The organism is Pseudomonas sp. 31 R 17, from assembly GCF_900004915.1.
Classification (GTDB): domain Bacteria; phylum Pseudomonadota; class Gammaproteobacteria; order Pseudomonadales; family Pseudomonadaceae; genus Aquipseudomonas; species Aquipseudomonas orientalis_A.
On the sequence record NZ_CVTN01000061.1, the window covers coordinates 59733 to 83097 of the forward strand.

General features: G+C 60.8%; 18 protein-coding genes and 1 pseudogene. 9 read left to right on the plus strand and 10 right to left on the minus strand.

Annotated elements, in window-relative coordinates:
• Nucleotides 1–232 precede the first annotated feature (232 nt).
• Nucleotides 233–1633, minus strand: coding sequence for a transglycosylase SLT domain-containing protein (locus tag BFP89_RS09550; RefSeq protein WP_065885247.1), 1401 nt, complete (start codon nt 1631–1633; stop codon nt 233–235).
• Nucleotides 1634–1731: 98 nt separating this feature from the next.
• Nucleotides 1732–2499 (minus strand): hydroxyacylglutathione hydrolase, encoded by a 768-nt coding sequence (gene gloB, locus BFP89_RS09555; RefSeq protein ID WP_065885248.1) that lies wholly within the window; start codon nt 2497–2499, stop codon nt 1732–1734.
• 65 nt (nt 2500–2564) lie between these two features.
• Between gloB and BFP89_RS09560 the strand changes: the two genes are divergently transcribed.
• The 5 genes from BFP89_RS09560 (at nt 2565) to BFP89_RS09580 (ending at nt 8026) form a co-directional block, all read left to right on the plus strand.
• Nucleotides 2565–3323 (plus strand): class I SAM-dependent methyltransferase, encoded by a 759-nt coding sequence (locus BFP89_RS09560; protein ID WP_065885249.1) that lies wholly within the window; start codon nt 2565–2567, stop codon nt 3321–3323.
• A gap of 30 nt (nt 3324–3353) precedes the next feature.
• Nucleotides 3354–3806 carry a ribonuclease HI gene (gene rnhA, locus BFP89_RS09565; RefSeq protein WP_057725161.1) on the plus strand — a complete coding sequence of 151 codons (453 nt, stop codon included), beginning with the start codon at nt 3354–3356 and terminating at the stop codon, nt 3804–3806.
• A gap of 67 nt (nt 3807–3873) precedes the next feature.
• A complete protein-coding gene (gene dnaQ / locus BFP89_RS09570) occupies nt 3874–4614 on the plus strand; it encodes a DNA polymerase III subunit epsilon (RefSeq protein WP_164484686.1) in 741 nt (246 codons plus the stop codon).
• 566 nt (nt 4615–5180) lie between these two features.
• Entirely contained in the window at nt 5181–7436 is a 2256-nt protein-coding gene (locus BFP89_RS09575) for an Orn/Lys/Arg family decarboxylase (protein WP_065885251.1), read from the plus strand.
• A gap of 8 nt (nt 7437–7444) precedes the next feature.
• On the plus strand, nt 7445–8026 hold the full coding sequence (locus BFP89_RS09580; protein WP_065885252.1) for a GNAT family N-acetyltransferase: 582 nt from the start codon (nt 7445–7447) through the stop codon (nt 8024–8026).
• 8 nt (nt 8027–8034) lie between these two features.
• On the opposite strand, the gene BFP89_RS09585 is transcribed toward BFP89_RS09580, so the two are convergent.
• Complete coding sequence (locus tag BFP89_RS09585) at nt 8035–8943, minus strand: LysR substrate-binding domain-containing protein (RefSeq protein ID WP_065885253.1); 909 nt, start codon at nt 8941–8943, stop codon at nt 8035–8037.
• Nucleotides 8944–9125: 182 nt separating this feature from the next.
• On the opposite strand from BFP89_RS09585, the gene BFP89_RS09590 reads away from it, so the two are divergent.
• The gene (locus tag BFP89_RS09590) at nt 9126–9464 is read left to right on the plus strand and encodes a hypothetical protein (protein ID WP_065885320.1); all 339 of its coding nucleotides are present in this window, start codon (nt 9126–9128) and stop codon (nt 9462–9464) included.
• 48 nt (nt 9465–9512) lie between these two features.
• On the opposite strand, the gene BFP89_RS09595 is transcribed toward BFP89_RS09590, so the two are convergent.
• On the minus strand, nt 9513–9749 hold the full coding sequence (locus BFP89_RS09595; RefSeq protein WP_065885254.1) for a hypothetical protein: 237 nt from the start codon (nt 9747–9749) through the stop codon (nt 9513–9515).
• A gap of 226 nt (nt 9750–9975) precedes the next feature.
• Between BFP89_RS09595 and BFP89_RS09600 the strand changes: the two genes are divergently transcribed.
• The gene (locus BFP89_RS09600) at nt 9976–10533 is read left to right on the plus strand and encodes an NADPH-dependent FMN reductase (protein ID WP_065885255.1); all 558 of its coding nucleotides are present in this window, start codon (nt 9976–9978) and stop codon (nt 10531–10533) included.
• A 51-nt stretch (nt 10534–10584) separates the two neighbouring features.
• Here BFP89_RS09600 and poxB read toward each other — a convergent pair whose 3' ends face one another.
• Nucleotides 10585–12309: a ubiquinone-dependent pyruvate dehydrogenase gene (poxB, locus tag BFP89_RS09605; RefSeq protein WP_065885256.1), complete on the minus strand. Its 1725-nt coding sequence runs from the start codon at nt 12307–12309 to the stop codon at nt 10585–10587.
• Between the two features lie 78 nt (nt 12310–12387).
• Nucleotides 12388–13623, minus strand: coding sequence for an NADH:flavin oxidoreductase/NADH oxidase family protein (locus tag BFP89_RS09610; RefSeq protein ID WP_065885321.1), 1236 nt, complete (start codon nt 13621–13623; stop codon nt 12388–12390).
• Here BFP89_RS09610 and BFP89_RS09615 point away from each other — a divergent pair.
• Nucleotides 13609–13758 (plus strand): annotated as a pseudogene (locus BFP89_RS09615) (MerR family transcriptional regulator); the annotation flags it as partial. The gene BFP89_RS09610 and the pseudogene BFP89_RS09615 overlap by 15 nt on opposite strands.
• A gap of 136 nt (nt 13759–13894) precedes the next feature.
• On the opposite strand, the gene BFP89_RS09620 reads toward BFP89_RS09615, so the two are convergent.
• The 4 genes from BFP89_RS09620 to BFP89_RS09635 form a co-directional block, all read right to left on the minus strand.
• Nucleotides 13895–14389, minus strand: a complete 495-nt coding sequence (locus BFP89_RS09620) for a DUF934 domain-containing protein (protein ID WP_065885257.1) — start codon at nt 14387–14389, stop codon at nt 13895–13897.
• Nucleotides 14373–16031 (minus strand): nitrite/sulfite reductase, encoded by a 1659-nt coding sequence (locus BFP89_RS09625; protein WP_046072328.1) that lies wholly within the window; start codon nt 16029–16031, stop codon nt 14373–14375. The genes BFP89_RS09620 and BFP89_RS09625 overlap by 17 nt, the downstream gene beginning before the upstream one ends.
• 384 nt (nt 16032–16415) lie before the next feature.
• A complete protein-coding gene (locus BFP89_RS09630; RefSeq protein ID WP_065885258.1) occupies nt 16416–16634 on the minus strand; it encodes a DUF2970 domain-containing protein in 219 nt (72 codons plus the stop codon).
• Nucleotides 16635–16688: 54 nt separating this feature from the next.
• Complete coding sequence (locus tag BFP89_RS09635; RefSeq protein ID WP_065885259.1) at nt 16689–21533, minus strand: dermonecrotic toxin domain-containing protein; 4845 nt, start codon at nt 21531–21533, stop codon at nt 16689–16691.
• Nucleotides 21534–21732: 199 nt separating this feature from the next.
• Here BFP89_RS09635 and BFP89_RS09640 point away from each other — a divergent pair.
• On the plus strand, nt 21733–23365 hold a 1633-nt coding region (locus BFP89_RS09640; protein WP_370671209.1), incomplete at its 3' end, for a dermonecrotic toxin domain-containing protein.

Genomic DNA, 23365 nt, shown 5'->3' on the forward strand with positions numbered 1-23365 from the left:
ATTCAAGCCTGCGTTCGGCCAGCGTGGTTTAACGGGGCGCCTAAGATCAAAAGCAGATCAAGATCAAGAGCGACTCGCTTCGCATCGTGGTTACCGTCGGCTGCTACGGTCTGAAACGTTGTGTAGATACCTATGCCCCGATAGCAGGCAGCCAGACAGCGATGTGTAAGCTGACACACCACCATCGGGGGCAAGCCCCCTCCCACATAGGTTCCTCGGTGTTTCTGAGGCCTCAGCGCGGGCCCGACACCACCAGCATCTGCCCGGGCTTCAATGCCTGGCCGGTACGCGGGTTCCAGCGCTTGAGGTGTTGCATCTCGACATTGAAGCGCTTGGCGACCATGTACAGCGAGTCGCCTTTCTTGACCTTGTACTGCACCGGCTTTTTCGCGGCGGCTTTGCGCGTGTCCTGCATCACCAGGGTCTGGCCGACCTTGAGCGCCTGGCCGTTGAGCTTGTTCCAACGCTGCAGGTCGTGCACATCGACCTTGTTGGCCTTGGCGATCAGCGTGAGGTTGTCGCCGGTGCGCACTTTGTAGCTGCGGGTACGCCCGGCAACCGCCTTGGTCTCGACTTCGTCGAACACCGGCTTTTTCGGGCGCATGCTCAACAACTCTTCGGGCTTCATCATCGACAGGGTGCTGGTGAGCAGTTGCGCCTTGGAGGTGGGCACCAGCAGGTGCTGGGGGCCGTCCAGGGTGGTGCGTTGTTTCAGGGCCGGGTTGAGCTGGAACAGCTCGTCTTCATCGATTTCCGCCAGCGCGGCGACCCGGGACAGGTCCATGCTTTGCTTGACTTCAACCACTTCGAAATACGGCGTGTTGGCGATCGGGTTCAGGTTGACGCCATAGGCCTCGGGGGCCAGCACCACCTGGGACAGCGCCAGGAATTTGGGCACGTAGTCCTTGGTTTCCTGGGGCAGGGGCAGGTTCCAGTAGTCTGTCGGCAGGCCAAGCTTCTCGTTGCGCTCGATGGCCCGGCTGACCGTACCTTCACCCGCATTGTAGGCCGCCAGGGCCAGCAGCCAGTCACCGTTGAACATGTCATGCAGACGGGTCAGGTAGTCCAGGGCGGCGGTAGTGGAGGCGGTGATATCGCGGCGGCCATCGTAGGCGCGGGTCTGGCGCAGGTTGAAGTAGCGCCCGGTGGAGGGGATGAACTGCCACAGGCCGACCGCATCGCTGCGCGAATAGGCCATTGGGTTGTAGGCACTTTCAATCACCGGCAGCAGCGCCAGTTCCAGGGGCATGTTGCGCTCTTCAAGGCGCTCGACGATGTAATGAATGTAGAGGCTGCCGCGTTCCCCGGCGTTCTCCAGGAAGGACGGGTTGCTGGCGAACCACAGGCGCTGTTGCTCGATGCGCGGGTTGACGCCGACGCCGTCCTGCAATTGAAAGCCCCGACGCATGCGTTCCCAGACATCCTGGGGCACTTCGGGGCTGGGCTTCTCTGAAAGCCAGATAGGTTTTTGCTTGATCTTGGCAGCAAGATTGGGTTTGGGTTGCACGGTGGATTGTGCAGCGTAATGAGTCGATTGGCAGCCCGCCAGAGTTGCGGAAACGGCCACCGCCACGGCTTGAGCCAGGCGGGTCAATGCGTCTGAAGAAATGGATTTACGAATAGATGACGACATTGGCTGGAAGTAAGTTCCGGGCAAAAATGTCGGGCGATTCTAGAAAGCGCTTTGGTTCCGGTCAACCATTCAGAAATTTCGTATCAGATCGCTTCGGCTTAGAACTTATCTTTCCAGGCCCTCAAGCTAGCAAACACCTCGGCCCCAGCGCGGTTGTCGCGTCCATTCCGTTCGTCCGCTTTTTGTTTAACGGATGTTTCAGAGGTGCGCAGGAAAGGGTTAGTACGTTTTTCAAGCGCCAGGTTGGACGGCAGGGTCATCTCGCCACGCGCCCGCAACTGAGCGACTTGCGCCACCCGTTCAGCGATGTCGGTGTTATGCGGTTCCACGGCTTGGGCAAACTTGAGGTTACTTTGTGTGTATTCATGGGTGCAGTACACCAGGGTGTCGGCGGGCAGGGCGGCCAGGCGCTCGAGCGAGGTATGCATCTGCTCCGGCGTGCCTTCGAACAGGCGACCGCAACCGGCGGCAAACAGCGTGTCGCCACACAACAACACGCCTTGATGGTAATAAGCGATGTGGCCGAGGGTGTGGCCGGGCACGGCGTACACGGCGAAGTCCAGGCCGAGCACGGTGATGCGGTCGTTGTCCTGCAAGTCGACGTCCCGGGCCGGGATATTTTCGTTCGCGGGGCCGTAGACCTTGGCGCCGGTGAGCTTTTTGAGTTGCTCGACACCGCCGACATGATCATGGTGATGGTGAGTGACCAGGATGTCGCCGAGTACCCAGGAAGGGTTCTGCTCAAGCCAGGCGATGACCGGCGCGGCGTCACCGGGATCGACCACGGCGCAACGTTGGGTTCGCTCATCCTGTAACAACCAGATGTAGTTATCGGTGAAGGCGGGCAGGGCACTGATCTGTATCATTCTTCGATTCGCCAAGCTGAACACATTGGTGCATCTTAGAACGTCTAGGCGAATTGGAGAATGCAATGACTGATAAAGCGTTCGCCCAGGCCGATCCCGAGTGGCTGGCTCTGATCGGTGCCGCCCGCGAATGGCTGTCCGGGCCGCTGGGGCAATTGCTGCTGGATGAAGAGCGGCGCATGCTCGAAGACGAGCTGGGCCGGTTCTTCGGCGGCTACCTGGTGCATTACGGCCCCTCGGCCGATTCGCCACCGAGCGCTCCGCAGGTACAACGCAATGTACGCCTGGGGGCGCCGTTGCCGGGCGTGGAAATCGTCTGCGAGGAGCAGGCCTGGCCGTTGAGCGAACACGCCGCCGATGTGGTGGTGTTGCAGCACGGCCTGGATTTCTGCCTGTCTCCCCACGGTTTGTTGCGCGAAGCCGCGAGCAGCGTGCGCCCGGGTGGTCATTTGCTGATTATTGGCATCAACCCCTGGAGCAGTTGGGGCCTGCGTCACCTGTTCGCCCATGACGGTTTGCGCCAGGCGCGTTGCATTGCGCCTTCGCGGGTCGGCGACTGGTTGAACCTGCTGGGCTTCGCGCTGGAGAAACGCCGCTTCGGGTGCTATCGTCCGCCGCTTGCGTCCGCCAAGTGGCAGGGTCGCCTCGCTGGCTGGGAACGCCGCGCAGGCGCCTGGCAACTGTCGGGTGGCGGCTTCTATTTATTGGTCGCACGCAAGATCGTGGTCGGCCTGCGCCCGGTGCAGCAAGTGCGCCGCGAACCGCTCGGCAAGCTGGTGCCAATGCCGCTGGCCAAGGTCAACCGCGAACAACGTCAACCGTAAAACCTCATTTTGATTCAGGCCGAATAACCGATGACCGATAGTGTAGAACTCTTCACCGATGGCGCCTGCAAGGGCAACCCCGGCCCCGGCGGCTGGGGCGCATTGCTGGTGTGCAAGGGCGTGGAGAAGGAGTTGTGGGGCGGCGAAGCCAATACCACCAACAACCGCATGGAGCTGATGGGCGCCATTCGCGGCCTCGAAGAGCTCAAGCGGCGCTGCAACGTCCTGCTGGTGACCGACTCGCAATATGTGATGAAGGGCATCAACGAGTGGATGGTCAACTGGAAGAAGCGCGGTTGGAAAACGGCGTCCAAGGAGCCGGTCAAGAATGCCGACCTGTGGCAGTTGCTCGATGAGCAATGCAACCGCCATGACATCACCTGGAAATGGGTGCGCGGGCATATCGGCCATCCAGGCAACGAGCGTGCCGACCAACTGGCCAACCGTGGCGTGGATGAAGTGCGCGGCTACAAGCAGAGCTGATGCCGGCTGACGTGTTAACATCGCGCCCTTTGATCTACACACCGTTGAGAGCTGAACCCTGATGGCCATCCGATCCGTTGTACTCGATACCGAAACCACCGGCATGCCGGTGACCGATGGTCACCGGATCATCGAAATCGGTTGTGTCGAACTGATGGGGCGCCGTCTGACCGGTCGTCACTTCCACGTTTACCTGCAACCGGACCGCGACAGTGACGAAGGCGCGATCGGCGTCCACGGCATCACCGACGAATTCCTCAAGGGCAAGCCGCGCTTTGCCGAAGTGGCCGATGAGTTCTTCGAGTTCATCAACGGCGCCCAACTGATCATTCATAACGCGGCGTTCGACGTCGGCTTCATCAATAACGAATTTGCCTTGATGGGGCAGATGGACCGAGCGGATATTTCCAAGCATTGCTCGATCCTCGACACCTTGATGATGGCCCGCGAGCGTCACCCCGGCCAACGCAACAGCCTTGATGCCTTGTGCAAGCGTTATGGCGTCGACAACTCCGGGCGTGAACTGCACGGCGCCTTGCTCGACTCCGAGATCCTGGCTGACGTTTACCTGACCATGACCGGTGGGCAGACCAGCCTGTCGCTGGCCGGTAATGCAACCGATGGCAGCGGTTCGGCGGAAGGCTCGGGCAATCGCCCCTCGGAGATCCGTCGCCTGCCGGCAGACCGCAGGCCCACGCCTGTCATCCGAGCCAGCGAGCAGGATCTGGCCGAGCATGTCGCGCGGTTGGAAGCGATTGCCAAGGCGGCCGGCGCGCCAGCGTTGTGGACCCAACTGACACAACAGTAATCCTGGCACAACGCAGTAAAGGTGGGAGGGGGCTTGCCCCCGATAGCCATAGGTATCTACACAACTCTGTAGCGCCCAACCGTAACCACGATGCGAAGCGAGCCGCTCTTGATCTTGACCTGCTTTTGATCTTGATCTCAGGCGCCCCATTAAACCACGCTGGCCGAACGCAGGCTTGAATTCGTGGGCAACCCGGCAGGACGCCGGGTTAGCCGCACTGGGCCAGGGATGGCCCATTGCGGCGGCCCACGGATTCAAGCCGGAGGGAGGGCACACCGAGCCCAAGCGAGGTGCCGAGTGGTGGGGCAAGAGCGTTTTGCTTACTTTTGCGCTTTTCAAAAGTGAGCCGCTGTAAAAGCGGAACCCTAAGTGGCCGTTACCGCAGAAACGGATATGTACTCGTTCCAAGCCAACATCCTGGTCGGCCCAGAGGCCGCCATCGAGAGCAAGTCGAATCGTCGCACCGCCCCTCCCACAGTTTACTTCCCTCGTCGTCGAAAACTTCATTCGCCACATTCGCTTCCAGCCTCTACCCTGAGTGCAAGCCCTCAGGAGTAGGCGCGCTCATGTACAAAGACCTGAAGTTTCCCGTCCTTATCGTGCACCGTGACATCAAGGCCGACACCGTTGCCGGTGACCGGGTTCGAGGCATCGCCAGGGAGTTGGAGCAGGAAGGCTTCAGCATCTTTTCTGCCGTGGACTACGCCGAAGGGCGGTTGGTGGCGTCCACCCACCATGGCCTGGCGTGCATGCTGATCGCAGCGGAAGGCGCCGGGGAAAACACCCACTTGCTGCAAAACATGGTCGAGCTGATCCGCCTGGCGCGGGTGAGGGCGCCCAACCTGCCGATCTTCGCCCTGGGCGAGCAAGTCACCCTGGAAAACGCCCCGGCTGACGCCATGAGCGAACTCAACCAGTTGCGCGGCATTCTGTATCTGTTCGAAGACACCGTGCCGTTTCTGGCGCGCCAGGTCGCCCGCGCTGCGCGCACCTACCTCGATGGCCTGCTGCCGCCGTTCTTCAAGGCCCTGGTGCAACACACCGCCGACTCCAATTACTCATGGCATACCCCGGGCCATGGCGGTGGCGTGGCCTATCGCAAAAGCCCGGTGGGGCAGGCGTTTCATCAGTTCTTCGGGGAGAACACGCTGCGCTCGGACCTGTCTGTTTCCGTGCCCGAACTGGGCTCGCTGCTCGATCACACCGGGCCGCTGGCCGAAGCCGAAGCCCGCGCCGCCCGCAACTTCGGCGCCGACCATACGTTCTTCGTGATCAACGGCACCTCCACCGCCAACAAAATCGTCTGGCACTCCATGGTGGGCCGCGACGATCTGGTACTGGTGGACCGCAATTGCCACAAGTCGGTGCTGCATTCGATCATCATGACCGGCGCGATCCCGTTGTACCTGTGCCCGGAGCGCAATGAACTGGGGATCATCGGCCCCATCCCCTTGAGTGAGTTCAGCCCCGAATCGATCCGCGCCAAGATCGACGCCAGCCCGCTGGCCCGGGGCCGCCCGGCGAAGGTCAAGCTGGCGGTGGTGACCAATTCCACCTACGACGGCCTGTGCTACAACGCCGAACTGATCAAGCAGCAATTGGGCGACAGTGTAGAGGTGCTGCACTTCGATGAGGCCTGGTATGCCTACGCGGCGTTTCACGAGTTTTTCGCCGGGCGCTATGGCATGGGCACGTTGCGTACGCCGGACAGCCCATTGGTGTTCACCACGCACTCCACCCACAAGTTGCTGGCGGCCTTCAGTCAGGCATCGATGATCCATGTGCAGGATGGCGGTGCGCGGCAGCTGGACCGCGACCGTTTCAACGAAGCGTTCATGATGCATATCTCCACGTCGCCGCAATACAGCATCATCGCCTCGCTGGACGTTGCGTCGGCGATGATGGAAGGGCCGGCGGGTCGCTCGCTGTTGCAGGAAATGTTCGACGAGGCCCTGAGTTTCCGCCGTGCACTGGCCAATCTGCGTCAGCATATTGCCGCCGACGATTGGTGGTTTTCCATCTGGCAGCCACCTTCGGTGGCCGGTATCGACCGGGTCGCCACGGCTGACTGGCTGCTGCACCCCCAGGACGACTGGCATGGTTTCGGCGACGTGGCTGAAGATTATGTGCTGCTGGACCCGATCAAGGTCACGCTGGTGATGCCCGGCCTCAACGCCGGTGGCGCCTTGAGCGATTGCGGGATTCCCGCCGCCGTGGTCAGCAAGTTCCTCTGGGAGCGCGGCCTGGTGGTGGAGAAGACCGGGCTGTATTCTTTCCTGGTGTTGTTTTCGATGGGCATCACCAAAGGCAAGTGGAGTACCTTGCTCACCGAGTTGCTGGAGTTCAAGCGCAGCTATGATGCGAATGCCAGCCTGGCCAGTTGCCTGCCTTCGGTCTATGCCCAGGGCCCGGTCCGTTATCAAGGCCTGGGGTTGCGCGATCTGTGCAACCAGTTGCACAGTTGCTATCGCAGCAATGCGACAGCCCGGCACCTCAAGCGTATGTACACGGTGTTGCCGCAGATCGCGATGAAACCGGCCGACGCCTACGATCAGTTGGTCAGGGGGGAAGTGGAAGCCGTTTCCATCGATGCCTTGCCAGGACGCATCGCAGCCGTGATGCTGGTGCCCTATCCGCCGGGCATCCCGTTGATCATGCCGGGCGAGCGCTTTACCGAGTCAACGCGTTCGATCGTCGATTACCTGGCGTTCGCCCGCACGTTCGATAGCAGTTTCCCCGGCTTTGTCGCTGATGTGCATGGGCTGCAACATGAAGATGACGGCAGTGGTCGTTGTTACACCGTCGACTGCATCAAAGGTTAAGGAACGTTATGCAAGCTGTCATGAACCCGAAGTATCCAGGGCTCAGTGTGCGCGTCGCCGATGAAGGCTTCGACGCTTATGTATGGGGCAATGACTTCAGCTTCGAGGTCAGTGCCTATGGTGTGCCGCAGATGGACAAGCGCGTCGATCAGTGGCCGCTGGAACGCATCCTGCCGTACCGCAAGTGCTACGGCATCGACCCGGAAGAATTCGCCAGCTTTCGCAACGCGCCCGACAGCGCGATCTTCATGGCCTATCTGGATGATCGTGCCGTCGGACACGTCGTGGTCAGTACCAACTGGAACGGCTTTGCCCACGTTGACGAGCTGGCGGTGGCGCTGCCTGCACGGCGTCACGGCGTCGCCAAGGCGCTGTTGGATGTGGCGCAGTTCTGGGCACGCAAGAAAAACCTGCCGGGCATGATGCTTGAAACCCAGAACAACAACCTCGGTGCCTGTCGCCTGTATGAGCGTAGCGGGTATGTCATGGGGGGCATCGATCAACTGCGCTATCGCGGGATCGACCCGCAAACCCGTGAAGTGGCGATTTTCTGGTATCGGCTGTTCAAGACTGAAGTCAGTTCGATCTGAGGCGGCGTCTACACGGGTTTCATGTCGTTGGACAGCAGGTTTTCGGCCTTCTGGGTCACGATCTCCAGCAGTGCGCTCAGGGCCGGTGACGGGGCTGCGGCGTGCAGGGTCAGTGCATACAGGTTGACACTGATCGGTGGTGAAATGGGGCACACATCCAGCCCCGCGTCCCGTGCACCGAAGGCGGTGAACGGGTCGACCACCGCCAGGCCTTCGCCCGCCTCGACCATGCTGCGCATCATCTGGTACGTCTGCACCCGCGTCTGCACCACCGGCAGCGGGCGCAGGGCTTGCAGCTTGGCGTCCAGCAGGCGGCTCAACGGGTCCTGGCCCTCCAGGCCAATCATCGACTGCCCGGCCAGATCCTGCAGCGCGATGTACTTCTGCCTGGGTTTGAGCCAGCCATGGGGGGCGAGCAATTGGAGTTTGCCCTGGGCCAGTACGCTGCCTTGAATGTGCGGGTGCTCCGGATCGTGCAGGCTCAGGCCCACATCGGTTTCATGCAGCAACAGGCTGCGCACGATTTCCCGGGTCGGCTGGCTCGACAGGTTGCACGGCGTGTCCTGGAAGCGTCGGCGCAGCAGGGCGATGCTCTGTGGCAACAACTGGTTTGCCAGCGGCGGGGTGCACAGCACGCGCAAGGTCGGCGCGTGATGGTGTTTCAAGCGGCTGGCCAGGCGCTGTATCGGCTCCAGCGCTTCGTACAGGGGCGCGATCTGCGTCTGCAACTCCAGGGTTTCACGGGTGGCTTGCAGGCGCCCGCGGACACTGGCAAACAGCATGAAGCCCAGTTGCAGCTCGGCATCCCTGAGGGTGGCGTCCACCTCGCCCACGGGCAGTTGCAGCCACTCGGCGGCCGTGCCGAGGTGCCCGGTCTGCAAGATGGCCTGAATCACTTCGATATGACGTAAACGCATGGCCGGAGTCTATGTGCAGCGCGTTGGGGATTCAATGGCGCAGGCCTTTGTGCGCAAAAAAGACTGCGAGCGTCGCGCCGGTCTATGGCGTTGCGCCACGACCCTACTAGAATGCGGTGTCTGATCAGCAACGACCAATGCCGGTGACCCGGTACTTACAACAAAAACAGGTCTGGTCTCAAATGCCTCTACCCTCGACGCTCTTCGGGGTAACGGCCAAGCAATTCCTGGTCCTGGTGACCGTAGGGTGCATGGCGGCTTACTTCTTCAATAATCACGCCGAACACGCACCGGAGGACCTCGTACTTGAAGCGTTTAGTCGCTCCCAGGAACAGGTCGGCGAGCAGGTGGGCGCCGTGCTCGGTATCACGTTGATCAGGCAGGTGCAGGCCTATCCCGCTTACGACCGGCCGGGCTACACGCGCTCGATGTATGCGGTTGAGGGGGAGAGAGGGCAGGTGGTGGTAACGCTCAAGCAAGGTGAGCAGGGCATTGAGGTGACGCAAATCCATGGCCCGTAGCAACCCCGGCCCGGTCGCCTGGACCGGGCAGGAGGTCAGGGCCAAGTCTTATGAGGCGAGGGTGGTCTTCGATTCGCGTACGAGGATGGTGCCCGACTGAACCAATCTGAACTCATCACCCTCCAGCTTCTCCATCCGGTCGCCAATGGCCAGCTTGTAGGTGGTGGTAGGCGCCGAGCCAGCCAGGTCGCCGTGCGCCGGGTTGGATTCCTGGAACTCATGCACCGAATACACGCGGCCTTCCGCGTCTCTGGCATGAAACTGTCCGACTAGTACTGCTGCCATCTGTTTAGAACCTCTGGAGATAAACACTCGATTTGCGGTTCTGTAGACCGTCAGGGAGCGGGGTAGTTTACCTATAAGAAAAAAATACTATTCGTTTAACGTTTCAGACATTTCCCACACATGGGATTGCGCATCAACCTGTGCGGCATTCTCAAAACCCGCTGGTGCACGCGCGATGAAATCTTTATAACTACAGGCTCCTTTAGTCAGACGTCGGGAAACCTCAATGAGCAAGGTCTACACGATTGCCGTCCTGGTTGGCAGCTTGAGAAAAGACTCGATCAACCGCAAAGTCGCCTTGGCACTGGCCGAGCTTGCGCCGGCCAACCTGAAGCTGAACATTGTTGAAATTGGCGATTTGCCGCTCTACAACGAGGACATAGACGGGCCAGGCGCGCCGCAAGCCTACAGCACTTTCCGTCAACAGGTGAGTTCATCCGACGCGGTGTTGTTCGTGACGCCCGAATACAACCGTTCCGTGCCGGCGCCGTTGAAGAATGCCATCGATGTCGGGTCCCGCCCGTATGGGCAGAGTGCCTGGAGCGGCAAGCCCGGCGCGATCATCAGCGTATCGCCAGGCGCCATTGGTGGCTTTGGTGCCAACCATCACCTGCGCCAGTCCCTGGTGTTTCTTGATGTGTGGTGCATGCAACAGCCTGAAGCCTACCTGGGCGGAGCGGGCAGCGTGTTCGATGAGGCCGGCAAGCTGTCGGAAAAGACCCGGCCGTTTTTGCAGGCGTTTATCGATGCCTTCGGCAAATGGGTCGAAAAACAACAGGGCTGAATCGGACCATGAGTCCGGGTGCGGGAGGGGTTTGCCCCTCCCGCCGTTGGATCAGCGCAGCCAGTTGGTGCGCGCCAGCTCGATCACTTCATCGCCACGCCCGCTCATTACCGCCTTGAGCATATACAGGCTGAACCCCTTGGCCTGTTCGAGTTTGATCGTCGGCGGCATCACCAACTCCTGGGTGGCCGTGACCACATCCACCAGTACCGGGCCGTTGTGGGCCAGCGCTTGGCGCAGGGCCGGCTCCAGATCTTCGGATTGCTCCACGCGAATCCCCAGGATCCCCATGGCATTGGACATGGCCGCGAAATCCGGGTTTTTCAGCTCGGTGCCCGTGTCCAGGTAGCCTGCGGCCTTCATCTCCATGGCGACGAAACCCAGTGATGCGTTATTGAACACGATCACTTTGACGGGCAGGTTCAATTGCGCCAGCGAAATGAAGTCCCCCATCAACATGGTGAAACCGCCGTCACCCGACATCGAGATCACCTGCCGACCCGGGAACGCCGCCTGCGCGCCGATGGCCTGGGGCATGGCGTTGGCCATGGAACCGTGGTTGAACGAGCCGATCAGGCGGCGCTTGCCGTTCATCTTCAGGTAGCGCGCGGCCCATACGGTCGGTGAACCGACATCGGCGGTGAAAATCGCATCATCATCGGCCAGTTCGCTGAGCAGGCGAGCCACGTATTGAGGGTGGATCGGTCGATCCGCCTTGGACGGTTGCGCGAGGTCATCCAGGCCCTGGCGCGCTTTCTCGTAATGCTTGAGGGAAGTTTCGAGGAAGCTGCGATCGGTCTTGCGGGTCAGGCGCGGCAACAGCGCGCCGATGGTTTCACTGACATCGGCGGCGATGCCCAGGTCCAGGGTCGCGCGTCGGCCCAGGGCCTGGGGGTCGCGGTCAACCTGGATAATTCTGGCGTCGGTCGGATAGAACTGACGGTACGGGAAGTCGGTGCCGAGCATGATCAGCGTGTCGCAGTCGAGCATCGCGTGGTAGCCGGAACTGAACCCGATCAGGCCGGTCATGCCCACATCGAACGGGTTATCCCATTCCACATGCTCCTTGCCGCGAAGCGCATGCACCACCGGCGCGCCGAGGGCGTCGGCCAACGCCACCACCTGGTCATGGGCACCGGCGCAACCGCTGCCGCACAGCAGCGTGACTTTCTCGCTGCTCTGGAGCATATCGCTCAAACGCTGCAAGTCGGCCTCGGCCGGCAATGTGCGCGGTGCATGCAGCGCCGGCCAGGGCTTGAGCTTGTCGTCTACCTCCAGCAGCGACACGTCTCCTGGAATCACCACCACCGCCACGCCCCGGTTGAGGATCGCCGAACGCATGGCGCGATGCAGCACCTGGGGCATCTGCTCGGGGTTGCTCACCAGCTCGATAAAATGGCTGCATTCCTTGAACAGTTCCTGGGGATGGGTTTCCTGAAAATAATTCAGGCCGATCTCCGAGGACGGAATCTGCGCAGCAATCGCCAGTACCGGCACATGGTTGCGATGGCAGTCGAACAGGCCATTGATCAAATGCAGGTTGCCCGGCCCGCAACTGCCGGCACACACGGTCAGCTCACCGGTGGCTGCGGCCTCGGCGCCGGCGGCGAATGCGGCCACTTCTTCGTGGCGCACATGCATCCACTCGATGCTGTCCATGCTGCGCAGGGCGTCGGTGAGGCCATTGAGGCTATCGCCGGTCAGGCCCCAGATGCGCTTGATACCCGCCTGTTCAAGGGTGGTCGCCAACTGCTGGGCCAGGTTGATTTTCGCCATGAAGCACTCCAATCGTCAGTGAGGTTGAAAAACTGCTGATCAGTAGGGGACAGTTCAATCACGGCGAATGCTCCGCGTTTAATGTGAAGATTGCGTCATGCTCGCGCGGTACTGCCGCGTACGCCGCGCGGTAAACCACTGGTCACACACCAGCGCCAGCCACGGAGCGGCCTTGGCGTTGGGCAGGCGCCCGCGGCTCAGGCGGCGCATCTGGTCGCGCACCAGGGCGAGGGTGGCGAGGGCGGCCAAGGGTTTGCGTTTCCAGTCGATGGGTTTGAGCTGCGGGTTGAGGTCGCGGCCCTTGCGCCAGTGCCTGATCAGTTGCGGCTCGAGGGTCAGGGCGGTGGCGATGCCGGCCATGGCAATGCCGCTGTCGAGCACGTGTTGCACGACGGGCAGGCGGCGGATACCGCCGGTGACCATCAACGGCATCCTGGCGATCGTGGCCAGTTCCTTGGCGAACTCCAGGAAGTACGCCTCACGGGCCAGGGTGCGGCCGTCCCGTGCTTCGCCCTGCATGGCCGGCGCTTCGTAGCTGCCGCCGGACAATTCCAGCAGGTCGATGGGCAGCGGGTTGAGCAGTTCGACCACGGCACGTGCATCGGCGGCATCGAAACCGCCGCGTTGGAAGTCGGCGGAGTTGAGTTTTACCGCCACGCAAAAGGATGGGCTGACGCTGGCGCGCACGGCATGGATCACCTCGAGCAGCAGGCGTGCGCGGTTCTCCAGTGAACCGCCCCAGCGGTCGGTGCGATGGTTGCTCAAGGGTGAGAGAAACTGACTCAGCAGGTAACCGTGTGCACCGTGGATCTGCACCCCGGTGAACCCAGCTTTCTCGGCCAGGCGGGCGCTGGTGGCGAAGCGTTGGATCACGTCCTGGATGTCGTCTTCGGTCATGGCCCTGGGCGTGGCGAACATCCTGGAAAAGCTGCCCAGGTCCAGCGCGATGGCAGACGGCGCCAGTGCCTGTTGGCCCAGATTGGCCATGGTCTGGCGCCCCGGATGGCTGAGCTGCACCCAGAAGTGCACGCCCTTGGCCCGCGCCACATCGGCCCATTCGCGGAAGCTGTCCAGGTGTTGCTCGTTTTCCAGCGCAACGCCGCCGGGGCCGGTCATGGCGCGGCGGTCGATCATAACTTTGCCGGTGAGCAGCAGGCCGGGTTCACCCTCGGCCCAGGTCGTGTACAACTGCTTCAATTCGCGAGACGGTGCCTGATTCAGATCAGCCATGTTTTCTTCCATCGCCGCCTTGGCGATGCGGTTGGAAATAACCTGGCCGTTGGGCAGTTGCAAAGCTTCCGCAAGGTGGCGCAGATCGAGGTGATGCAGGCGCAGTTGGCTCACAACAAGGCGCAATTATTGGGCGTGATCGAGGCGGTACGGGCGCAGCCGGAAGGCGTGCCTTGCGCCATGGGGCAGAAGCAGCTGCTGGCGTCGATTAAAACCTAACCGTGAAAATGCGCTGATTTGCAGAACAAGCAGATCCAAATGTGGGAGGGGGCTTGCCCCCGATTGCGGCGGGCCAGTCATATTGATGTTGACTGACACTCCGTCATCGGGGGCAAGCCCCCTCCCACATTTTTACTCAGCGGCGGCGGAACAGCGGTAGCGGCTCGTCCGTTGCAGCCTGATAGGTCACCGAAAAATCCTTGAGGCTTTCCAGCGCTTCGTACGGGTCTTTGTCGGCGCGCAAGGCGAAGGCATCGAACCCGCAACGGCGCAGGTAGAACAGCTGGTCGCGCAGCACATCGCCAATCGCGCGCAATTCGCCTTTGTACCCATAACGTTCACGCAGCAGGCGCGCGTTGGAGTAGTTGCGCCCGTCGGTGAAGGCCGGGAAGTTCAGGGCGATGACCTGGAAATGCTCGACGTCTTCACCGATTTCTTCGGCTTCTTCATCGGCATCCAGCCACACGCCCAGGCCGCCGTCGCGGGCCTTGAGGGCGTGGCCGTGTTCGCGCCACAGGGCCAACGGCACGATCAGGTCGTCGCAGTTGGAGATGCCGTCGAAGCTCGCGTCCTTGGGCAGCAGGTGCCAGGTTTCGTCGAGGACTTCGTTGTTCTTAATGATTCGCTGCATAGACGCGCTCCTTGAACAGGTCGATGCCGATGCGCTGGTAGGTGTCGATGAAACGCTCATCTTCGGTGCGCTGTTCGATGTAGACGTCGATCAGCTTGCCGATCACCTCGGGCATGGCTTCCTGGGCGAAGGATGGGCCGAGGATCTTGCCCAGGCTCGCATCGCGGCTGGCGCTGCCACCCAGGGACACTTGGTAGAATTCTTCGCCTTTCTTGTCCACGCCCAGGATGCCGATGTGGCCGACGTGGTGGTGACCACAGGCGTTCATGCAACCGGAAATGTTCAGGTCCAGCTCGCCGATGTCGAACAGGTAGTCCAGGTCGTCGAAACGGCGCTGGATCGATTCGGCAATCGGGATCGACTTGGCGTTGGCCAGGGAGCAGAAATCGCCGCCCGGGCAGCAGATGATATCGGTCAACAGGCCGATGTTCGGCGTGGCAAAACCACCTTCGCGCAGCTCGCCCCACAGGGTGAACAGCTGGCTCTGCTCGACATCCGCAAGAATGATGTTCTGCTCGTGGGACGTGCGCAGTTGGCCGAAGCTGTAGCGTTCGGCCAGGTCGGCGACGGCGTCCAGCTGCTTGTCGGTGATATCGCCAGGGGCCACACCGGTGGGCTTGAGCGACAGGGTCACCGCCACATAGCCCGGCTTCTTGTGCGCCAGGGTGTTGCGCGTACGCCAGCGGGCAAAGCCCGGATGCTGTTGGTCGAGGGCGGCCAGCTCGGCGTCCTGGTTGGCCAAAGCCTTGTACTCAGGGTCGACGAAGTGCTTGGCGACGCGATGCACTTCGGCTTCGGTCAGGGTGGTCTGGCCGCCGCGCAGGTGTTCCATTTCGGCGTCGACCTTCTGGGCGAATACCTCAGGGGTCAGCGCCTTGACCAGAATCTTGATCCGGGCCTTGTATTTGTTGTCACGACGACCATAGCGGTTGTAGACCCGCAGGATGGCATCGAGGTAGCTCAACAGGTCCTGCCACGGCAGGAACTCGTTGATGAACGCACCGACCACCGGCGTACGGCCCAGGCCACCGCCGACCAGCACGCGGAAACCCAGCTCGCCGGCAGCGTTGTGCACCGGCTCAAGGCCGATATCGTGCACTTCGATGGCGGCGCGGTCCGAGGTCGAGCCATTGATGGCGATCTTGAACTTGCGCGGCAGGTAAGCGAATTCCGGGTGGAAGGTGGTCCACTGACGGACGATTTCACACCACGGCCGTGGGTCGATCAACTCGTCGGCGGCGACGCCGGCAAACTGGTCGGTGGTCACGTTGCGCAGGCAGTTACCGCTGGTCTGAATGGCGTGCATCTGCACGGTGGCCAGTTCAGCCAGGATGTCCGGCACGTCCTCCAGGGCCGGCCAGTTGAACTGCACGTTCTGGCGGGTACTGATGTGGGCATAGCCTTTGTCGAAGTCGCGGGCAATTTTGGCCATCATCCGCGCCTGGCGCGAAGTCAGTTGGCCGTAGGGCACGGCCACCCGCAGCATCGGCGCAAAGCGCTGAACATAAAGGCCATTTTGCAGGCGCAGAGGGCGGAACTCTTCTTCGCTCAGTTCACCTGCTAAGTAGCGTCGGGTCTGATCACGGAACTGCTTGACGCGGTCCTCGATGATGCGCTGATCGTATTCGTCGTATACGTACATATAGGTCCTGTTCTCGGCAAATCTGCGCGCACGGCCGCGCACTCCCAACGGAGCCGGCGCACGATACCAGTTTGCGTATATGCGCAAAAGTGATGTTTGGGTATATGTAAATAACCAAACTGACTAATGAGAACCGTTATCACGATACCCACATTTGTCATGCGGGCAATCATGATCTTTACTGTCGTTGAGCCGTGCTGCAATCACCTATAAAACCGACAAGAGGCGATGCGATGAGCAATTCCACCAAAGTGCGTAAACCTGACAGTACCGTGGATGCGTGGGCCATTTTGTTCCTGATCATCCTGGTGGTCGGAACCGCCGTGTTCTGGGTCAGCCACCAGTGAATAAGGGGCGTTGATCGCGCTGCACTTGGCAACTGAATCACACCCCGGCGAAGTGCAGCACCAGCTTGACGATACCGAACAAGGTCAAGGCAAATACCAGCGTGAACAGAATGCCCAGCCCAACAAAATGGCTGGGCTTGCCGTGGGTGAAATCGCGGGCGCGGTTCTTGCCGCTCTGTACACCGAACGCCGCGGCGACCACGCTGTGCAGCATCTGCCAGAAGGTCGGTGGTTTGTTATCGATGGGATCGTCCATAGCGCCCTCGTCAGCCAGGTTGTCCTACACAGCATAGACAATCCTTTGGCTATCTCACGCCAGCACCTCCAGCCCGAGGAACAACTCTCGGTCCAACGGGGCTTTGATCTCGGCTTTATCCAGATTGATCACTGCGCGGTTGTCGGCACGCGCCTGTTCGATCAGTTCGCGGCGCGTAAACCGACGCTCTGCCTTGGTTTTCAGATGGCCGAAAGTGGGTTCCAGAGGCGATGTGTCGATGGCCGGATAATGGAAGTGGGCGTACCACAGGTCGGCGTCTTCGAGCGGCATTGCGGCGCGGATTTTGTCCGTGTCGCGGATCGCGTACTCAGTGAGATAGTCACCGGCCAGCAGTTGAAAGCGCTCGCGCCGCAGGTTGATATCGACAAAACCGTGTTTCCACAAATAGGCGATGTTCGAGGCGTTGGGGCGCTGAAGCTTATACCCCTGGCTGCACAGCTTGTGGGCCAGGCGGTTAACGGTGCGGGCCTCTTCAAGGTATTCGTCGCGCAACGCCTTGGCGGCTGCCTCCTCGGGCCGGTCGCGTTTGAGCTCTTCAGCCAGGGCGTCGAATTTTTCTGCGTGTTGGGTCAGCATGACTTCCCACTCTCGAGGGTTGATGCTTTCGGCGCGCAGGCCCTGCGAGAGTTTTTTCTGTTGGTATTCAATGCTGCGTTCAATCCCGACTCGCTCACTCCTGATGGTGAGCGCTTGTGCCTTGATGGTCTTCAGGGAGCGACGTACCGGCGCAGGCGCAGGCACTCGCGCCGCACTCGCAGGCTTGATCACCTGCCAGAAGCCGCTGTCGGCGTGTTCGTGGTAACTGGCGACGGTTTCGCCGGTGAGAGGGTCGGTTACGTCAACCACGTTGCCGGGGGTATCGGCCCGACCCTGGCGCAACTCGCCCACTACGCTCTTGCTGTCCAGGGTTTTGATCACCCGTCGGTTGGCAGACTTGTGCCGGATGGGTTTGTCGAGGAGGCCCGCCGGAGCGAACCCTTCGTCCACCAGAATCAAGTTGGCCAGTTGGGTATCCAGGCTGGATCGCGCCGCGGCCAAACCTTCCAGAAATTCGTCTCGGTAGTCTTCCCGCACGAAGTTGGAGCCCTGTTCTCCCAATGACTTGACCGCGTTTTCCAGTCGTTCATAGCGTTCGAGCACATTCTTGAGCACGTCAATCTGTTCCGCTCGGGAGTAGCCGGAGGTCGTACGCATTTCGGTATGCGCCAGTACGCTGACTGCCGTCTGCGGGTCGTTGAGGTCGCGTACAAAAGGAAATTCGGTCAGGCTTCGGGAGGGGTGGCTGAGGTCGAGGACCAGGTCGATAAGAAATATCAACCTGTGTTGTTTTATGGTGATCGTGGAGATGTATTGGTCGGCGGGCCTTTCATGCAATAAAAACTGACGCAGTACCGGGGATGCCTGTTCCAGAAGCGTCTCCATTTTCCCTGCCGGCTCCAGCATTTGTTTGAGCAAGGCTATTTGCTCTTTCCTGATGGCGAGAATTTCCTGGTAGGCGTCTGCAATGTTTTGGGCGAGTTGGCTATTGGAGCGCTCAGCGAGCTCACTCGCGCTCTCACCGCGCTCGGTTTCAAGGGTGTCCAGGAGTTTTTGCAGCAGGATCTCGTAGTGGGCGCCCGAGGCGTCGTACATGGATTTGACCGCGATATTGCGTCGCCTTTCGTATGCAGGTTCGCTTCTGTCGGCTTCCATCAGTGCTTCGGCTTTGGCGGCGATCTTTTGCATGGTGACCATCGAGGCCTGTGCGTCTTCCAGATAGATATCGAGCGCTGCATTCCACCGCGCCCTTGCGGTTGCCGTGGCAAGTCGCCGTTGCTCATGGCGCTCCACGATTTTTTCGCGCAGGCCTGGAACGGTGATGTGCGTGGCGAGCAGTAACCAATCCTTTCTCAGGCCTTCTCTCTGTTTGATCAGGTTTTTACGGGCATCATCCATTGCTGCTTTGCGCCTGATGGAAGGGCCCATCGATTGTACGACTTGTGTGTTGAGCTGCTTCAATTCACCGTTCAGCACCTTCAACCGCTCATTACGGTCGTGGTCGCGTTTACTCAAGCGCTCCCGGGGCATGCCCCCCTCCAGCCGTGCTCCTCGGTCCAGACGCCAGTGCCCTTGGCCATCGCTGACCAATTTGAAACCGGGATGCTGCGGATGTTGCGGATGAACCACATACACCTCGCCGAACCCCGGCACGACGCTGACCTGAAACAGCAGCCCGCCGACGCTGGCATGCCAGGTGCCGTTGATTAGGTACAGCCCCTGGAGTGGGCCGCTTGCCTGGGCGATTGGCAGGGCGTCGGGCCAGGGAACGTGGACGTCGCTCAGCGCCTTGAACAGTTTCGCACTGGCCTGGGGGCTGGCCAGTGAGCGGCTGAAGTCCAGCGCAGTGTGGCCGGAGGCCGGGGGTTCACCGGGTAACGACACGGCGCCATGACGCACCGCAGTGGTGCCGGGTGAGTAGGGCAGCCCAACCGGGCGCCGCCAAGCCGCCAAGTGCAGCCCGCGATCGACTGCTGCGCGCTCCGGCAACGGTTGGCTCGGCCTGCCCGACGGCGTGGCGGCGTGCAACAGCACCATTGCGGTGTTGAGCAACAGATCGATCAACGCCCGTTCACGGGTGGTTGGGTCGTCGCTGTCCAGACCTGCCAGATCCTGCTCCAGGCTGGCGACCAGCACCATGAACCAACCCACCAACATGGCGGGTCCCTGTACCAATGGCAACAGCAAGGTATTGAACAGCAACCAGGCGCCTTCCATCACGATGGCCCAGCGGCTCTCGCTGTTGGAAACCGATTCGCGATCAGCCAGGTCGACCAGTGCCCGTGCGGTGCTGCCATATAAATGGTTCAGCAGTCGGCCGTTGACCTGTGATTGAAGCCACTCGCCAGCGCCTTCATCGACCGCCAGGCTCGCGGGAGCAGGTTGCTGGGGCGGGCTGAACTCATCCCCCGGCAGGAAGCGGATAAGGTGGGGTTCTTTGATGCCGTTGTGGTCGTAGATCGGACGAGCCCTGTCGGTCAGCCAGGTCAGCACGCTGTCTTGCAGCTCGCCGGGTTCGGCCAGCGCGTCCAGCATTGCCTGGCGTGTCGGGTATTGATGCAGGCAGTCGGTATACAGCGGCTGATACAGCAGGTGCGGGCCGGCACTGGTGTCTCTGGGTTCGATGATAAAGGCGTTGTTGACTTCATCGGGCTGGGCACCAGTCTTGCGGCACAGGGCCAAGGGGCGCAGGACGATCTCCTGTCCATCGACAAGTCGGTCCGAGGGCTTCTCGCCCATCAACGCCTTCACATAGCGATAACCCGTCACGGTTATGCCGTGCTGCTGCCGGATCTTGTATTCCAGTGCCTGCATCGGCAGCTTGACCTTGAGCTCACGGATAAACAGCGTTTCACGGCGCCGCGCATCGGCGCTGTCGGACAGCAGCAGGTCCTTGATTTTTTGAGGGTAGGTGCGGCCTATGTCGACACGCTGGATCAAGCCGGCACTGCCCAGCAGGTAGTTTTCGTCAAGCCAGGTCGGCAGCGCCCGGGCGCCTTTGGCCGAGAGCTTCAGGGTTCCTTTGGGTTTGCCGGCCAGGTTCTTCAGGGCCAGTTGCGTCAGCGACATGTGCACATGGTCGATAATACCGGCGCCTCCCGGATAGCCGGCAGCGACGGAAAAGTCCAGTACCACCTCGTCGGGGTCGAAGTCGCCATGATCGATTTGCATCTGCTTGCGCAATGCAGCGCGGCTGAAGCTGTGGATGTTTTCAATGCCCTCGTCGAACGAGCGCCCCTGGTTCTGTCGCAGCACGCTTGCCATGTCCTGTTGGTGCCTGTGGTAGGCAAAACGATCATCGGCGCTGGCTTGCGTGAGCCATTCAGGCAGTTGGTCGACTATCTTCTGCAGGGACGGGGCCGCAGGTGTCTTGACCTGGGTAAAGAAAACCGCCGGGTCCGTGAACGTGTTCAGGCGTTGCTCAAGCGTTTTTTCGTCCGGGCCCTGGAACGTCAGCGCCGCGAGGTCTTCCAGCTGCTGATTGAGGATCAGGCCGGCCTGTTGTTCGAACACGTTGCCATCAGGCTCGTTGCGTCTCCAGGTGAGGTGGTCAAACTGGAATTGGCGCTGCATCCTGGCGCCCCAGGCTTCACTGAAGTCCTCGATGGAGGCAAACGCCTCAATCACGCCGTCCACGCTGTACAGCAGGACGGTTTGATCGCGTACCAACAGCAGGTCCGGGGTCAGCAGACGTGTTTCTTCTGCGCCTTTGGACAGTGTGCTTTCAATGAAATAGACATAGGTGGTGGGGGATGAGTGGGGCAGGCGCTCGACTCGCACCGGCCAGGTGGCGACGGCTGTCAGCATGTCCTGCTGGTTTTTGCCCAGGCTTGATTGACCGGCCGCTGCTGCAGTCATTTGGCCGTTGAGAAACTCGCTCAGCCATTGCCAGCGACTGCGGCCGTGGCTGTCGATGGCGCTCCAGTAATCAGCCAGGTCGTGCTGGAAATGCAGGTACAGCGAAGCGCGCACCTGGTCGACGATGCCCGCGACGACCTGCATGTCAATAAGGGGTAGCGCTGCCGGCTTGAGGATTGCAGGCGGCCGTTGCGTCAGGTAGTACGGCAGCTCGCGCTTTGAGCGCCAGTCGAGCAGTTGCGGGTCCAGTACCTGCGCGATAGCGACTTCCATCAGCGGTCTGTAGGTATAAGCGCCGGAGGGGGTTGGGCTGGCAAGCTTGACCGCGAGCAAGTCCAGCTCCAGGGACGGGTAGCGCTCCAGAAGGCGGCTGCGCAGTGCATTGAATACCACTGAGTATAAGGCCGGGCGCGTGGCGAAGCGTTGATGGACCGCCTGGGCAGGTAATTGGCCCAGAGGCGTGGAGGTGTTTGGGGTGGGCATGACGAAGTCCTTTCCTGTCCTGAAGTCGATGATGGAGAGGCCATCAGGAAATCGACTTTCGCCATTGGCGGTGCGGTATTCGGATACCGCGAACAGGTCCGAGGCGGCGACCGCTCGCGTGCGGTGCCGACCATATATGCACCACCTGGCACCTTGAGCCCCGTGATGTTCTGTCATTCCATTTCAAAGGAGTGACGCCATGCCGGACTTATCCCCCCTTTCCGCCGTTGACAAGCCGCCCGCAGCGACTTTGAGTATTCACGGCGACTTTCTCGAAAAGGCCGTACCCCAATGGCTGGTCGAGGCGACGCCTGCCCGTCGGTTGGCGCTCAAAGACACCGTCCCGGTATTGCCGCAATGGTACAAGGACGCCACGCCTGCACAGCGCGACAGCATCAACGCAAGCTTCAAAGCCAGCACGGTTGCCCAGGTCCAATTGGACACAACCATGGCGACGTTCAAGGACGTCGACGCATTCACCAGGCCTTTGCTGCTCAAGGCGTTGAAAGACCAGTACCAGGTGCAGGCCGATGTCGACAAGACCTTCCTCTGTCTGCGCCGGCCACTGCAGATCAGTGTTGCCGAAGTGGAACTCGCCTCGTTCGAGGTCCTGAAACTGTCGATGCTGCAGGCGGCTCAACACAACTTCGAAGCCTGGGAGTGCAAGTCTGGCGCTTACCACAAGAGCTCAAGGTTTGTGCTGGAGACCGACACACCTGGCACCTTTGAGTCGGCCACCCTGGGCCTGACGGTCAGCCAGTTCATGACCCTGTGCCGCAGCCTTGATATTGGCGCGCAGTACCAGACTTACCTGAAGTCGTTCTTTGCCCCGGTCGACACACGCCCTGAACCGCCTCTTGAGCAACACTTCATCGCCAGCCAGAAGGCGGCCATGAAGGCGGCCGCCGACAACGCCGTGGTAAGTGGGGATATCGAGCCTGCGGATCACACCATGATCCTTTCGGTGATCAACGGTAACGTTTATCCCACGATCGGCAGCAAGCGGGTCTGGCTTCTCGACATGAGCCTGATGAAAAAAAGGCTGACGGGCTGCGTCTATTTTTCGATCGGTGATCGGTACAGCGACGAGTTGATCCTCTACATCCCCAATGACCCGGCTCACCCACTCAAACGCTATACCTCCCGCCAAGGCATGCGCGACGAGTTGGAGCGCCAGTTCACTGACCGTGCGGGCATGGCAGCTGACGACCCCGCGCCAACGGCATACCAGAAGTTTTTCAGCCAGTTCCTGCCCTATGATCAGAGGCCTTACTATTTCAGCCAGTTCACGCAAAAGTCTGCCGATTCTCCGAGTGGGCCATTGACCTCGCCCTGGCGATCGGTCGTGGAGTTCGTGTCCGGATTGTCGTCGATCACTCGTATCAAAGAGCTGCCCCCTGAAAAGCCGGCGAAGATGGAGCCGGTAAACGACCCTTACCTGGCGCCCGGTAACTTGATGCCTTACCGCGGTACAGGCACCTTTTCCGGGCTGCTCGACCTTTGGCCCTTCCTGTATGAAAAGCACCGTGCCAAGGTCCTGGCCGACGCCCGTGCCCATGCAGTGCCTACCGCTGACGTGGATGCCAAGGCGCGCGAGGCCAAACTGGCGCACCTGTTCGAAATCGGCATGCTGGCGCTCAACGCAGTCTCCATGTTCGTGCCGGTGTTGGGTGAAGTCATGCTGGCAGTGATGGCTGAGCAATTGCTCTCGGATACCATCGAAGGTGTGGCCGACTGGGCCGAGGGTGATAAACGGGCGGCCAAGGCGCATCTGGTGGATGTGGCGGAAAATCTCGCGCAGATCGCCGTCATGGCCGGTGTGGGAGTGGCGG

What these genes read in the sequence shown, in the direction of transcription:
- BFP89_RS09550 (WP_065885247.1), bottom strand. Translation starts at nt 1,633, where the DNA reads ATGTCGTCATCTATTCGTAAATCCATTTCTTCAGACGCATTGACCCGC.
- gloB (WP_065885248.1), bottom strand. Translation starts at nt 2,499, where the DNA reads ATGATACAGATCAGTGCCCTGCCCGCCTTCACCGATAACTACATCTGG.
- BFP89_RS09560 (WP_065885249.1), top strand. Translation starts at nt 2,565, where the DNA reads ATGACTGATAAAGCGTTCGCCCAGGCCGATCCCGAGTGGCTGGCTCTG.
- rnhA (WP_057725161.1), top strand. Translation starts at nt 3,354, where the DNA reads ATGACCGATAGTGTAGAACTCTTCACCGATGGCGCCTGCAAGGGCAAC.
- BFP89_RS09575 (WP_065885251.1), top strand. Translation starts at nt 5,181, where the DNA reads ATGTACAAAGACCTGAAGTTTCCCGTCCTTATCGTGCACCGTGACATC.
- BFP89_RS09580 (WP_065885252.1), top strand. Translation starts at nt 7,445, where the DNA reads ATGCAAGCTGTCATGAACCCGAAGTATCCAGGGCTCAGTGTGCGCGTC.
- BFP89_RS09585 (WP_065885253.1), bottom strand. Translation starts at nt 8,943, where the DNA reads ATGCGTTTACGTCATATCGAAGTGATTCAGGCCATCTTGCAGACCGGG.
- BFP89_RS09590 (WP_065885320.1), top strand. Translation starts at nt 9,126, where the DNA reads ATGCCTCTACCCTCGACGCTCTTCGGGGTAACGGCCAAGCAATTCCTG.
- BFP89_RS09595 (WP_065885254.1), bottom strand. Translation starts at nt 9,749, where the DNA reads ATGGCAGCAGTACTAGTCGGACAGTTTCATGCCAGAGACGCGGAAGGC.
- BFP89_RS09600 (WP_065885255.1), top strand. Translation starts at nt 9,976, where the DNA reads ATGAGCAAGGTCTACACGATTGCCGTCCTGGTTGGCAGCTTGAGAAAA.
- poxB (WP_065885256.1), bottom strand. Translation starts at nt 12,309, where the DNA reads ATGGCGAAAATCAACCTGGCCCAGCAGTTGGCGACCACCCTTGAACAG.
- BFP89_RS09620 (WP_065885257.1), bottom strand. Translation starts at nt 14,389, where the DNA reads ATGCAGCGAATCATTAAGAACAACGAAGTCCTCGACGAAACCTGGCAC.
- BFP89_RS09625 (WP_046072328.1), bottom strand. Translation starts at nt 16,031, where the DNA reads ATGTACGTATACGACGAATACGATCAGCGCATCATCGAGGACCGCGTC.
- BFP89_RS09630 (WP_065885258.1), bottom strand. Translation starts at nt 16,634, where the DNA reads ATGGACGATCCCATCGATAACAAACCACCGACCTTCTGGCAGATGCTG.
- BFP89_RS09635 (WP_065885259.1), bottom strand. Translation starts at nt 21,533, where the DNA reads ATGCCCACCCCAAACACCTCCACGCCTCTGGGCCAATTACCTGCCCAG.